This window comes from Pedobacter sp. MC2016-24, from assembly GCF_015223055.1.
Lineage (GTDB): Bacteria > Bacteroidota > Bacteroidia > Sphingobacteriales > Sphingobacteriaceae > Pedobacter.
The window spans coordinates 16,758-30,351 of sequence record NZ_JADFBX010000018.1; the positions used below are offsets into that span (position 1 = coordinate 16,758).

Annotated in this window: 15 protein-coding genes; 8 read left to right on the top strand and 7 right to left on the bottom strand. The window is 42.6% G+C overall.

Features of this window, described 5'->3' with window-relative positions; genetic code table 11:
• Positions 1-61: 61 nt before the first annotated feature.
• Positions 62-1,963, bottom strand: a complete 1,902-nt coding sequence (acs, locus tag IM797_RS25015) for an acetate--CoA ligase (protein WP_194129962.1) — start codon at positions 1,961-1,963, stop codon at positions 62-64.
• A gap of 235 nt (positions 1,964-2,198) precedes the next feature.
• Between acs and rpmB the strand changes: the two genes are divergently transcribed.
• The 7 genes from rpmB to IM797_RS25050 all read left to right on the top strand — a co-directional run bounded on the left by rpmB (position 2,199) and on the right by IM797_RS25050 (position 7,980).
• The gene (gene rpmB / locus IM797_RS25020) at positions 2,199-2,432 is read left to right on the top strand and encodes a 50S ribosomal protein L28 (RefSeq protein ID WP_039866682.1); all 234 of its coding nucleotides are present in this window, start codon (positions 2,199-2,201) and stop codon (positions 2,430-2,432) included.
• 40 nt (positions 2,433-2,472) lie between these two features.
• Positions 2,473-2,655 carry a 50S ribosomal protein L33 gene (rpmG, locus tag IM797_RS25025; RefSeq protein WP_008242799.1) on the top strand — a complete coding sequence of 61 codons (183 nt, stop codon included), beginning with the start codon at positions 2,473-2,475 and terminating at the stop codon, positions 2,653-2,655.
• A gap of 41 nt (positions 2,656-2,696) precedes the next feature.
• Entirely contained in the window at positions 2,697-2,855 is a 159-nt protein-coding gene (locus IM797_RS25030) for a DUF4295 domain-containing protein (RefSeq protein WP_194129963.1), read from the top strand.
• A 72-nt stretch (positions 2,856-2,927) separates the two neighbouring features.
• Positions 2,928-3,890 carry a signal recognition particle-docking protein FtsY gene (gene ftsY, locus IM797_RS25035; protein WP_194129964.1) on the top strand — a complete coding sequence of 321 codons (963 nt, stop codon included), beginning with the start codon at positions 2,928-2,930 and terminating at the stop codon, positions 3,888-3,890.
• A gap of 32 nt (positions 3,891-3,922) precedes the next feature.
• The gene (gene rimO / locus IM797_RS25040) at positions 3,923-5,257 is read left to right on the top strand and encodes a 30S ribosomal protein S12 methylthiotransferase RimO (protein ID WP_194129965.1); all 1,335 of its coding nucleotides are present in this window, start codon (positions 3,923-3,925) and stop codon (positions 5,255-5,257) included.
• Positions 5,258-5,303: 46 nt separating this feature from the next.
• Positions 5,304-6,890 (top strand): bacillithiol biosynthesis cysteine-adding enzyme BshC, encoded by a 1,587-nt coding sequence (bshC, locus tag IM797_RS25045; protein WP_194129966.1) that lies wholly within the window; start codon positions 5,304-5,306, stop codon positions 6,888-6,890.
• 4 nt (positions 6,891-6,894) lie between these two features.
• Complete coding sequence (locus IM797_RS25050) at positions 6,895-7,980, top strand: Ldh family oxidoreductase (protein ID WP_194129967.1); 1,086 nt, start codon at positions 6,895-6,897, stop codon at positions 7,978-7,980.
• Here the strand turns inward: IM797_RS25050 and lepB are convergent.
• Genes lepB through IM797_RS25075 form a run of 5 tightly spaced genes read right to left on the bottom strand, consistent with a single transcriptional unit; the run spans position 7,977 to position 12,342 of the window.
• A complete protein-coding gene (lepB, locus tag IM797_RS25055) occupies positions 7,977-9,188 on the bottom strand; it encodes a signal peptidase I (RefSeq protein WP_194129968.1) in 1,212 nt (403 codons plus the stop codon). The genes IM797_RS25050 and lepB overlap by 4 nt on opposite strands.
• A 9-nt stretch (positions 9,189-9,197) precedes the next feature.
• Positions 9,198-9,938 (bottom strand): 4-hydroxy-tetrahydrodipicolinate reductase, encoded by a 741-nt coding sequence (gene dapB, locus IM797_RS25060; RefSeq protein WP_194129969.1) that lies wholly within the window; start codon positions 9,936-9,938, stop codon positions 9,198-9,200.
• A 43-nt stretch (positions 9,939-9,981) separates the two neighbouring features.
• Positions 9,982-10,602 (bottom strand): DUF5683 domain-containing protein, encoded by a 621-nt coding sequence (locus IM797_RS25065; protein ID WP_194129970.1) that lies wholly within the window; start codon positions 10,600-10,602, stop codon positions 9,982-9,984.
• Positions 10,602-11,528, bottom strand: a complete 927-nt coding sequence (locus tag IM797_RS25070; RefSeq protein ID WP_194129971.1) for a ParB/RepB/Spo0J family partition protein — start codon at positions 11,526-11,528, stop codon at positions 10,602-10,604. Before IM797_RS25070 ends, IM797_RS25065 begins: the two co-directional genes overlap by 1 nt.
• 10 nt (positions 11,529-11,538) lie before the next feature.
• Positions 11,539-12,342 carry a ParA family protein gene (locus tag IM797_RS25075; protein WP_194129972.1) on the bottom strand — a complete coding sequence of 268 codons (804 nt, stop codon included), beginning with the start codon at positions 12,340-12,342 and terminating at the stop codon, positions 11,539-11,541.
• A gap of 184 nt (positions 12,343-12,526) precedes the next feature.
• Here IM797_RS25075 and IM797_RS25080 point away from each other — a divergent pair, with 184 nt between their 5' ends.
• Entirely contained in the window at positions 12,527-13,048 is a 522-nt protein-coding gene (locus IM797_RS25080; RefSeq protein WP_194129973.1) for an NADPH-dependent FMN reductase, read from the top strand.
• On the opposite strand, the gene IM797_RS25085 is transcribed toward IM797_RS25080, so the two are convergent.
• Entirely contained in the window at positions 13,035-13,493 is a 459-nt protein-coding gene (locus IM797_RS25085; protein ID WP_194129974.1) for a hypothetical protein, read from the bottom strand. The genes IM797_RS25080 and IM797_RS25085 overlap by 14 nt on opposite strands.
• Positions 13,494-13,594: the final 101 nt, after the last annotated feature.

Genomic DNA, 13,594 nt, shown 5'->3' on the forward strand with positions numbered 1-13,594 from the left:
CATTAAAAAAGAAAGGGCTTTATCTTATGTGATAAAGCCCTTCCTTTTTTAATGCGATTGATTACTTTTTGTCAAGTCCTGCCTTTTCCACAATTTCTGCTACGACAGCCGGATCGAGCAAGGTACTGGTATCACCCAGGCTATTGACATCGCCTTCGGCAATTTTACGTAAAATGCGGCGCATGATTTTTCCGGACCTGGTTTTAGGTAAACCGGAAACAAACAAGATTTTATCTGGTTTGGCAATGGCACCAATAACGCGGGTAACCGTTTGTAAAATATCTTTGCGGGTCAGGTCCTCATCAGAGTGTACATTCGGATTGATGACAAAGGCGTAAATACCCTGGCCTTTGACGTCGTGCGGATAGCCTACGACAGCGCTTTCTACCACACCGGCATGCATGTTAATCGCATTTTCAACCTCGGCAGTTCCAATGCGGTGTCCGGATACGTTGATCACATCATCTACCCTGCCGGTGATCCTGTAATAGCCATCTTCATCGCGCAAGCAACCGTCGCCGGTAAAATACAGGTCTTTATAAGTAGAGAAGTACGTGAGCCTGCAACGTTCATGGTCTTTGTACAAGGTACGCAACATACCCGGCCATGGGAACTTGATGCACAGGTTTCCGCTAACTTCATTGCCTTCAATGACATTGCCCTGCTCATCAACCAATACCGGCTGTATGCCCGGCAAAGGCAAAGTTGCAAAACTTGGTTTGGTAGGCGTAACAAAAGCAATTGGCGAAATCATAATTCCCCCGGTTTCTGTCTGCCACCAGGTATCGGCAATCGGACATTTACTTTTACCGATGTTTTCATCAAACCAGTGCCATGCCTCTTCATTGATCGGCTCCCCTACGGATCCTAAAACCCTTAAAGAACTTAAATCGACACCTTCCAGCGGCTCCTGCCCAAAGCTCATCAAAGAACGGATGGCCGTAGGTGCGGTATATAAAATATTGACTTGATGTTTTTCGACCACCTGCCACATGCGTGAGGCATCCGGAAATGTAGGAATCCCTTCAAACATCAATGTGGTTGCGCCTTGCGAAAGCGGGCCATATACAATATAGGAGTGACCGGTGATCCAGCCGATATCGGCAGTGCAGAAAAACACCTCATCTGGCTGGTAATTGAATACATTGCTGAACGTGTAACCGGCATAAACCATGTAACCGCCAACAGTATGTGCCACACCTTTAGGTTTTCCGGTAGAACCGGAAGTATATAAAATGAACAGCAAATCTTCTGCGTCCATTTCTTCGGCAGGGCAAACGGTATCGACCAGTTTGATTTCATCTTCCCACCATACATCGCGGCCTTTTAACATGGAAACGGCCATGCGGGTATGGGTTAAAACGATCACACGTTCTACCGTAGGGCAGCCAATTAAAGCATCGTCAATCACTTCTTTCAATTGAATCTGCTTGTTTCCCCTGAAGGCGCCATCGGCAGTGATGACCACTTTACACTCGGCATCATTGATCCGGTCGGCAATAGATTTGGCAGAAAAACCACCAAAAACTACAGAGTGTACCGCGCCGATCCGGGCACAGGCCAATACAGCAACGGCAAGTTCCGGTACCATTGGCATATATATACATACACGGTCGCCTTTTTTTACCCCATTCTTTTTAAGCACGTTGGCAAAACGGCAAACCTGCTCATGTAAAATTTTATAACTTAAGGTAATGCTTTCTTTTTGAGGATCATTTGGTTCCCAGATGATGGCCGGTTTATCTCCATTCTGGGCCAGGTGGCGGTCTAAACAGTTTTCAGTAATGTTTAGTTTGGCACCTTCAAACCATTTTACGTTGGGCTCAGAGAAATTCCACGACAACACTTTATCCCACTTCTTCCTCCATTGAAAATTATTGGCAATCCCTTCCCAAAACTGTTCAGGGTAATCTACACTGTACTGATATGTTTTTTGATATTCTTCAAATGTTTTAATTTGCATGATTTGGTTGAGTTCAATACTAAAACTCAAACTTAGAGAAAACTGCTTAAGAACACAATTAAAATAAATACAAAAAAGATATTGCCTTACCGGGCGTTTTGCAGGACTTAAATACAACGCTCTGGAAATAAATTAAAAATATTTGTGGGAGCACTTGATGATTACAAATATTTTAATGATATTTGCACACTCTTAAAAAAATTAAGAAAACATATTTAACACTATAAATAAAGGCATGTCTAGAGTTTGTGATTTAACCGGAAAAATGGCAATGACAGGTTTTAATGTTTCTCACTCAAACGTTAAAACTAAGCGTAAGTTTTATCCCAACTTACAACTTCAGAAATTTTATATTCCTGATGAGGATCGTTGGATAACACTGAAAGTATCTACTTCAGCTATCAAAACCATCAATAAAATTGGTATTACTGAAGCGATTAATCGTTTCATGAAAAAAGGATATTTGTAAATAACATTGGTTGATGTGAATCGACCTTAAGATTAATAAAATGGCAAAAAAAGGTAACAGAGTACAAGTTATTCTAGAGTGTACAGAGCATAAAACTAGCGGCATGCCTGGTATGTCTAGATATATCTCTACTAAAAACCGTAAAAACACTACTGAGCGTTTAGAGTTGAAAAAATTCAACCCAGTATTGAAAAAGGTAACTGTACATAAAGAAATTAAGTAATACATTTATTTAGCGTTTGGCTAGATATAATCCATTAAATCATGGCAAAAAAGGTAGTTGCAACCCTTAAAACGGGTAAAGGAAAAGAATATTCGAAAGTTATTACAATGGTTAAGTCTGACAAAGGATCTTATTCTTTCAAAGAATCTATTGTTCACAACGATCACGTTCAAGATGCTATTTCTGCATCTAAAAAGTAATTTTAATATTTTATAATATTAAAGCCGTCCCTTTAATCTGGGAGGGCTTTTTTTGTTTTGTTATACATTCTTATGGGTTTATTCGATTTTTTCAAGAAAAAAGAAACTGCGCCTGAAGCGCAAGAAGCTCTGGATAAGGGATTAGAGAAAACTAAAACAGGTTTTTTCAACAAGATCACCAAAGCTGTTGCCGGAAAGTCAACCATTGATGATGATGTACTCGATAACCTGGAAGAGGTATTGGTTACTTCGGACGTGGGGGTGAGTACGACATTGAAGATTATTGAGCGCATTGAGCAACGTGTAGCTAAAGATAAATACTTATCCACTTCCGAACTGCAACACTTATTGCGTGAGGAGATCCAATTGCTGCTTGCCGAAAACAACAGCAACGATTTCAGGCAATTTGAATACGGACAGCATAAACCTTACGTGATTATGGTGGTTGGTGTTAATGGCGTGGGCAAAACCACTACCATTGGTAAACTGGCACATAAATTAAAAGCTGAAGGATTAAAAGTTGTTTTAGGTGCGGCAGATACATTTAGAGCTGCGGCCGTAGAACAGATCAAATTGTGGGGCGAACGCGTTGGTGTTCGTGTAGTGGCACAGGCCATGGGCTCTGACCCGGCTTCTGTTGCTTTTGATACCCTGCAATCGGCTGTCGCCAATGGTGAAGATGTTGTGATTATTGATACTGCCGGCCGTTTGCACAATAAAATTGGTTTAATGAACGAGCTGGGTAAAATTAAAAATGTAATGCAAAAGGTAATTCCCAATGCACCGCATGAGATTTTACTGGTATTGGATGGATCAACCGGACAAAATGCTTTTGAGCAATGTAAACAATTTACCGAAGCCACTGATGTAAATGCACTGGCCATTACCAAACTGGATGGAACGGCCAAAGGTGGTGTGGTGATCGGAATTTCTGATCAGTTCAAAATCCCTGTAAAATACATAGGCGTTGGCGAAAGCATGAACGACCTGCAATTATTTGATAAAAAAGCGTTTGTGGACAGTCTGTTTAAATAACATCTGCCCGGTAAACGTCATAAATATAACACATGAATACAAAAATCGCATCTAAGATTATCCCTGTTAAAAAACCTAAAATCAATGTCATCACTTTGGGTTGTTCTAAAAACACCTATGACTCTGAAGTTTTAATGGGACAGTTGCGTGGAAATAGCCTGGACGTTGTGCATGAATCAAACCAGATGGGGAAAGACGACATCGTTGTCATCAATACCTGCGGTTTTATTGACAATGCCAAACAGGAATCGATTGATACCATTCTGCAGTACAGCGAGCTGAAAGATGCCGGAAAAATAGGAAAGGTATTTGTAACCGGATGTTTATCTGAACGCTACAAGCCTGAACTGGAAGCTGAAATTACCAACGTGGATGCTTATTTCGGCACCAACGACCTGAATAATTTATTGCACTCCCTGGGTGCCAATTATAAACATGAACTGATTGGTGAGCGTTTGCTTACTACTCCTTCGCACTTTGCCTATTTTAAAATTGCTGAAGGTTGCAACCGCCCCTGCTCTTTTTGCGCCATCCCTTTGATGCGCGGTAAACACGTATCCCGGGATATGAATGAGCTGGTGAACGAAGCCAAAATACTGGCAGCAAACGGCACCAAAGAACTGATTTTGATTGCACAGGACTTAACCTATTACGGTTTAGACATTTATGGTAAACGTAACCTGGATGAATTGCTGCGCAGGATTTCTGATGTACCGGGGATTGAATGGATCAGGTTGCAATACGCCTACCCTTCTGGTTTCCCGATGGAAATTCTGGACGCCATGAACGAAAGGGAAAACATTTGCAAATACCTGGACATGCCTTTACAGCACATTACCGACAATATGTTGAAGTCAATGCGCCGTGGCATCACCAAACAGAAAACCATTGACATTGTCAACCAGATCCGCGATAAAGTTCCGGGCATCGCCATGCGTACCACACTGATTTGTGGTTATCCAGGTGAAACGGAGCAGGATTTTGAAGAGATGATGGATTGGGTAGAAGAAACCCGTTTTGACCGTTTGGGTTGTTTTACGTATTCTCATGAGGAAAAAACCCATGCGCACAACCTGGTAGATGATGTACCTGATGAAGTGAAACAAGAACGTGTGGATGCGATCATGGAGCTACAACAAGGTATTTCGTTTGACATCAACCAGGAAAAAGTAGGCAAAACCTATAAAGTTCTGGTGGACAGAAAAGAAGGGGATTTCTTTATCGGCCGTACCGAATTTGACTCTCCGGAGGTGGATAACGAGGTATTGATTGACGCCAGCACAGGTTATGCAGCGAACGGCTCTTTTGTACAGGTTAAAATTGACCGTGCTGAAGACTTCGATCTATATGGACAAATTGTAAAATAAAAGTTGCCCCATAAGTTTTATACTTTATTAGCTTAAATTCGTAGCAATGCAGGCTAAATATATCTCTTACCCGGAAACGCAAGCCTTTTCTGCTATTGTACTCGATTACATCAGCGGAAAAGCGCAGCTCAATTCATTTTACAAATACAAGCCTGGTTTTGAGGGCTTTGCTGAAGCCATTAAAAACCGTAATTTTAAAGGTGACCGAACCATTTTAACAACAGTGATCAAACAGCAATATGCTGGTTTGGACACCACGGAACTGGTTCATGAACATATCAATTTATTAGCGGATGGCCGGACTTTTACCATTACGACCGGCCATCAACTGAACATCTTTACCGGCCCGCTTTATTTTATTTATAAAATAGTTACCGCGATTAACCTGGCCAAAGAACTGAAACAACAGTTTCCCGATTATAATTTTGTCCCGGTGTACTGGATGGCTACCGAAGATCATGACTTTGAGGAAATCAACCATGTGAAAATTGAGGATAAAATGCTGACCTGGGCAAAAGCTGCTGCTGGTGCTACCGGTAGATTAAATGTGGCAGATATTGCGGAGACCCTACTGGCTTATAAAGGATATCTGGGCATCAGCGAAAACGGACTTAAATTTTCGGAACTGGTAGACAAAGCCTATACAAGCCATGAGAAATTAAGCGATGCCACCAGAGATCTGGTCAATGCCCTATTTGGCAAGTATGGCCTGGTTTGCATCGATGCAGATGAGCACCTGCTTAAAAAGCAGTTTGCGGATATTGTGGCTGCCGACATCACCAGCGAACAGAGCTTTAAACTCATCAATGAAAGCAGCAGTAAACTGGAAGAACTGGGCTATAAGCCACAGGTAAATCCGAGAGAAATCAACTTCTTTTACATGATTGATGGTGTGAGGGAACGTATTGTAGCTGAACATGGCATTTACCAGGTGATGAACTCCCCCATCCGTTTTACCGAAGACGAACTTAAAAAAGAAATATCGGATTTTCCGGAAAGGTTTAGCCCCAATGTGGTGATGCGACCAGTTTACCAGGAAGTGATTTTACCCAACCTGGCTTATATTGGTGGCGGTGCCGAAGTGACTTACTGGCTGCAACTCAAAGCCAATTTTGACCATTACGGCGTAGATTTCCCTGTATTGTTGCTGCGCAACTCGGCCATGGTTGTAGACCAGAGAAGTGAAGCCAGAATGCACATCCTGGGGATTAGCCCGAAAGAGATTTTCCAGAAAAGCGAGTCGCTCAAAAATGGCTGGATCAAATCGCACGTGAACCTCCAGCTTACTCTTGGTGATGAAGAACGCGCCATTAATGCCATTTTTGATCAGATTAAGCTCAATGCTTATAAAATAGACAAAACCTTGTCGCAATCGGCTGATGCCGCAAAAACCAAGGCGCTGAAATTGATCAGCCGACTGGAGAAAAAGATGCTCAGCGCAGAAAAACGCAAACACAGCACCTCCTTAGCCCAAATTGATCATTTAAAGGAAAAGCTGTTTCCTACAGGTGTATTACAGGAACGGGTGCTGAATATTGCGCCGATGATCGTTTTGTATGGCGATGATTTCATTGCTGCCCTGGTGGACCATTTTAAACCATTAGACCATCAGTTTACCGTATTATTTGCTTAAAACCATGACCTTTTATACTTTTTCCGAGCAGCAGCTGCGTGACTTTACCGAACGTGTTTTTTTAACAATGGGCTGTCCGCAGGTTGATGCCCAACTGGCTGCTGATGTGTTGCTGCGTTCAGATTTAAGAGGAATCGACTCTCATGGCGTGGCCCGCCTGAGTGGTTATGTGAGACTTTGGGAAAAAGAAAGGATCAATGCGACACCAACAGTAAAGGTGGTTCATGAAACAGCGACGACTGCCACCGTGGACGGCGATGGTGGATTGGGTTTGGTTGTGGCACCTTTTGCCATGAAAGTAGCGATAGAGAAGGCAAAAACCTATGGTAGCGGATGGGTAGCCGTAAAAAACTCCAACCATTTTGGTATTGCAGGTTACCATGCTTTGCTGGCCGTTGAACAGGATATGATCGGGATCAGCATGACCAATGCCAGTCCGCTGGTTGCCCCTACCTATGCCAATGAGCGCTTATTGGGCACCAACCCGATGTGTTACGCTTTTCCGGCCGGTCAGTACCCGCCAGTAGTGGTGGATATGGCGACCGCCGCAGCTGCCAACGGCAAGCTGGAAATTGCCCAAAGGGCAAACCAGGCAATCCCTGAAGGCTGGGTTCAGGACAAAGATGGCCATACGGCAACGGATCCGCATGAATTGAAAAAAGGAGGTTCTTTGCTGCCCCTGGGGAGCGATAAAGATCATGGCAGCCATAAAGGGTACGGACTTAGCGCCACAGTAGACATTTTATCGGCAGTGCTTTCCGGAGCAAACTACGGCCCATGGGTACCGCCATTTGTGGCATTTCTGGAACCGCCAACTGATCCTGTAGGTGCAGGCATAGGTCACTTTTTTGGCGCCATGCGCGTTGACGGCTTCCGTCCGGCACAAGATTTTAAAGACCATCTGGACAATTGGATTACCCGTTTTAAAAGTGCAGCAACCGTAGATCCTGAAAAAAAGGTGATTATTCCTGGTGAACCAGAATATGCTTTTGAAAATGAGCGCAAAAAAAACGGCATCCCTTTAATAGATGCCGTTGTCAATGATTTAAATGAGCTTGCCCTTAAATTGGGGATCGCTGGTTTATCTTAATGAATTCCGCGGAATAAGCGGTTCCACCTGATTTTATGGAAGAATGAACCGTTGGTATCGTAGCTCATCCAGATGAACAAGGCTTTACCCACAATGTGGTCTTCCGGAACAAATCCCCAGTAGCGTGAATCTGCAGAGCGGTGCCTGTTGTCACCCATCATCCAGTAATAGTTCATTTTAAAGGTATAGCTGTCTGCCGGTTTTCCGTTGATTAACCAGCCTTTACCAGATTTCTCCAGTTTATTTCCTTCATAAATGCGGATTGCCCTTTCATAAAGTGGCATCGTTGCACTGTCTAATTTCACCGTCCAGCCTGTTTTAGGAATGATGATCGGGCCGAAATTGTCTACGTTCCAGTTTCTGTTCGGATCGAAAGGGAAAATATCGGGCTCACGGTCGTTGGCCTGTGCCGTTAATTCTCTGACAGACTGTACAAAATCCAGTTTACGTACTTCAGCCATCATCGGAGCGGTACCTATAAAGCGATATACATTAGGTGTTTCTGTTGAAATGATCTCATCACTTACATTGAAGCCCATGTTCTGGAACACATCCGGATTAAAATCGGTTGTTTTAAAGGTCACTTCATAAGTGATCTGTCCCGTATTTTTCAACTGCTCAGGCTTGCCATTGATGGTAACCAGGCCAGCTTTCATGCTGATCGTATCACCTGCAATCCCGATACAACGTTTGATGTAATTTTCTCTTTTATCTACCGGCCTGCTTACAATGGTATACTGGCTATTGATTTGTCGCCAGCCCGCTGAGCGCACCATTTGATAATAATCTACATCCTGTTGCTCCAGGGCAACGGTGTCTCCTTGCGGATAGTTGAAAACCACTACGTCATTTCTCTTAATGTCTGACAAACCTGGCAACCTGCGGTATTTCCATTGTACGCCATCCCAATAGGCTTTTGTACCGGTAATGGGCATGGTATGGTGTGCAAAAGGGAAAGCAACAGGTGTCATCGGAACCCTGGCGCCGTAATTCATTTTACTCACGAACAGGAAATCGCCGATGAGCAATGACCTTTCCATGGATCCGGTAGGAATGGTATAGGCCTCAATAAAAAACACCCTGATGATGGTAGCCGCAACTACCGCAAATATAATGGCATCTGTCCACTCCCTGGCCTTGCTTTTCTTCTTTTTAGGCTGATCGTCAGGAGTTTCTACCTTATCCTTTTGCCGGAATTTCCAATTCATATGATCTTGTTATTTAAAATTAAAGATATCGGCTATATTGTAAAAGCCTTGTTTATTTTGCAACCACTCTGCCGCCACTACAGCGCCCAATGCAAAACCTGAGCGGTTATGCGCAGTGTGTTTCAATTCAATTTCATCCACTTCCGAGCTGTAAACCACGGTATGCGTACCGGGTACATGCTCAATGCGGTGCGATTCGATCAATACCTGCTCTTTTTTCAGGATGTCTTCAAAAGGCGTACCGACCAATTCGTTAACCCATTCTTTTTTACGGTCCATGTTGTCAATGATCCCTTCGGCTATCGTCATTGCAGTTCCGCTTGGCGAATCGAGTTTTTGCGTGTGGTGAATTTCTTCAACCTGCACTTCATAAGCCGGGTAATCATTCATGAGTTTAGCCAGGATTTCATTCATGTGAAAAAACAAATTAACACCTATACTAAAGTTTGACCCATAAAGTAAGGTGTTGTTACGGCTAAGGCACTCATTTTTTACTTCCTGCAGTTGCCCGTACCAACCTGTGGTACCTACTACCACCGGTAAGTTGGCATCAAAGCAAGCATAAATATTGCTGAGCGCAGCATCAGGTGCACTAAAATCGATGGCTACATCGGCCTTTGACAGATTACTGGTGGTTAAATCGTCAACATTATCAATATTGATTTTCAAGACAACCTCATGTCCCCGCTCCAGGGCAAAGCGTTCGATAATCTGCCCCATTTTACCATAACCAAGTAATGCTATCTTCATTCCTTTATAATTTTATATGCGTTTGTTAATGATCTATCTGTATTTAAAAGTTCAATGTAAGCTTAACACCCGGTGTAATGGCATTGAAACCATACATTTGTGCAGGGGGCATCACCGTTGGCGCGACTTTAAATGAAGCGACATCACCAACATCAAAATTTGCCAGACGGGCGTCAATATACGCTTCAACAATGTTGAGCAGATATAAACCCGCAAAGGACAAAATGATTACCTGTTTATTTCTTCTGTAAATGTCTTTGGCTGAGATCAGTCCCGATGTGGGATAACTGGCGTAGAGACTTGCAGGATCAGGTTTGTCATTGTTTTTAGCCCGATATTCAATCTCATTCTGAAAAGTGTTGAAATTCTTCGAGTTGTCGATATAAGACAAGGCCAGCAAAGTAAAACCGGTATAAATACCACCTACTTTAGCCAAACGATATACCGTTACCCCGTTTCTGATTTGCCCGAGGCCAGGTAACATGGCCGAGCGGATTGCTGCCCTTCTACCTGCAATTTTACCCACATTGACATAGGGCTTTACCGTATCTACAGGTTTGTTGCTGTAATTCGTTGTATCTTTTTTGACACCCGCAGGCTGTTGCGCTGTTGCTGTGAAAACAGCAAAACATAAGAGAACCGGCAACAGTAATAATTTGTACATTACCAATCTAATAACCCTAAAATACGATTGAGATCGTCATCAGATACAAAAGGAATTTCGATCGCTCCTTTACCATTGTCATTGACTTTCAGTTTCACCTTGGTGGCAAATTTAGAGGTCAGGTCTTTTTGAAGTTTTTGATATTCAAAAGAAACACCTTTGGGCTGACGCTGGAATTTTGGTTTAACTTCTACACTATTGATGCTTCTGACCAGTTCTTCTACTTTACGTACAGAAAGACCTTTATCAATGATTTCCTGGTGCAGGAACAATTGCTTATCGGCCTGATCCACATTGATCAGCGCGCGGGCATGACCCATTGAGATTTTCTGATCGCGTATAGAGATCTGGATCGCAGGTGGTAATTTAAGCAGGCGCAGGTAATTGGTTACAGTGCTCCGGTTTTTACCCACACGCTCTCCCAATTGCTCCTGTTTCAGATTACATTCTTCCAGCATGCGCTGAAAACTCAGGGCAACTTCAATGGCATTCAGGTTTTCACGCTGGATGTTTTCAATCAGGGCCATCTCCAGCATTTGCTGATCATTGGCGCTACGCACATAAGCAGGAATCTGGGTCAGTCCGGCCAGTCTGGATGCCCTCAGCCTGCGCTCTCCCGAGATCAGCTGATATTGATTCGCTGCATTTTTTCTAACGGTAATTGGCTGGATCAATCCCTGAACACGGATGGATTCGGCCAGTTCATTTAAAGCGACCTGATCAAACTCTGTACGGGGTTGATAAGGATTGGTCTGAATGTCACTGATGTTGATTAATCCGATTGGATTAATGTTATTCGTGCCTTCTTGTCTGGTTTCACTTACCGGATTTACGCCTTGATTTTTTGGCGGATTAATCGATTCGCTGTCATCTAAGAGCGCACTTAATCCTTTACCTAAACCTGTTTTTCGCTGAAAAGATGTCATTAAAATAATTTTAAATATTTGCTGTTGTTACATCCTGCACTTCTTTAACCAATCCGTTTTTACGGACAATCTCGCGCGCCAGGTTCAAATAGTTGATGGCTCCCTTACAATTGGCATCGTGCATGATGACCGAGATACCATAACTTGGTGCTTCACTTAAACGGGTATTCCGCTGAATGATCGTTTCAAAAACAAGATCCTGGAAATGGGTTTTCACTTCTTCTACAACCTGGTTTGACAAGCGTAAACGCACATCATACATGGTCAGTAAAATACCTTCTATTTCCAGTTCCGGGTTTAAGCGGTTCTGCACAATTTTGATGGTATTTAAGAGTTTACCCAATCCTTCCAGTGCGAAGTACTCGCATTGTACCGGGATAATAACAGAATCGGCTGCTGTTAAAGCATTGATCGTAATTAAACCTAAGGACGGAGAGCAGTCAACAATAATGAAATCATACTGGTCTTTTACCTTTTCCAGTACGGCCTTCATTTTATATTCTCTGTTGCTGAGATTGATCATTTCGATTTCGGCACCTACCAGGTCGATGTGTGCAGGAAGCAGGTCCAGGTTTGGCGTCTCTGTTTTCTGTATCGCTTCTGATGGTTCGATATCGTTGATGATACATTCGTAAATACTATTCTTGATGTTTCGTGGATCAAAACCAATACCGGAGGTAGAATTTGCCTGAGGATCTGCGTCAACCAATAAGGTCCTGTATTCCAGTACGGCTAAACTTGCAGCTAAGTTTATAGATGATGTTGTTTTACCTACGCCACCTTTTTGATTTGCCAATGCAATAATTTTACTCATTTATGTTTTTAATAATTAACCGATTATTTCCTTTTAGGCTTTGTTTACATTGAAGTAAATCTATAAAAAATGCTATTTTTGTACTGATTTAGGCACATTTTAACGATTAGCTAAGATACAAACTAAATGGCAAAGTTAGTACTTATGCCATAAGTGTTTTACACATCTTATTAACAATTAATACATGGTAACCATCATATCCGGAACAAACAGAGCTTCAAGTAATACGCTTAAAGTTGCAAAATATTATCAGAAAACATTGGCTGAAAAAGGATTACAAACCAATCTGCTGAATTTAGAGGAGCTGCCGGACGATTTAATCTCCTCCGACCTGTACGGGAAAAGAAGCGCCGACTTCACAGCAATACAGGAGCTTATGACCAAAACAGATAAGTTTTTGTTCGTGATTCCGGAGTATAACGGGAGCTTTCCGGGGGTATTAAAAACCTTTATTGATGCCTGTACTTTTCCCGATAGTTTTTACGATAAAAAAGCTGCACTGGTGGGGATATCATCCGGGAAGTATGGTAACATCCGTGGGATTGATCACTTTGGTGGTGTCTGCAGTTATTTACATCTGCATGTATTGCCTTTAAGAATCCACATCCCGGCCATCCGTTTGGAGTTAAACGAAGACAATGCACTGTTTAAAGAAGATACGCTGAAATTTACCAACCAGCAGATGGATAAGTTTATTGCGTTTTAAAACTGATCCAGTTGATGCCTTCATTGCCAAAAACAAAATAACCAGGATACAACATTTCTGCAAGGTCTTCCAAAGCAGTAACCAGGGTCAGCGGGTCTTCATCAGCCAGGGCTGCCCCATCCATTAAATAGACGCGGTTGTATGTTACAGCCGGCCATTCGGGCTCCAGCAGTGCCGGTACAGCAGCCATCAGCTCGGCAATGGTTTTGTCTTTTTGCAGGTAAATGACCACCCTGGCCCCATCTGCAAATGGATGAAAAATACCTCCGGCATCTAAGGCCACACCTTCAAGTGCATAATTTAATTGATTGTGGGTATCCAGACAAACGAGGGGTACCGCGTCCATAAATTTGATTTTATGCTGAATTATATCCAATCTATCCTGAAGTTCTTCACGAAGTTCTCCCTCCTTAATCCCGTTTATAATCGCATTTAAAAAAGACATATCAATATATTTATTACTTTGTGCAAAATTAGTATTCCTAAACCGATGCATCGTATTATAATCAATATTTTTTGTGCGCTTTTGATCTTTTGTGCAGTCAG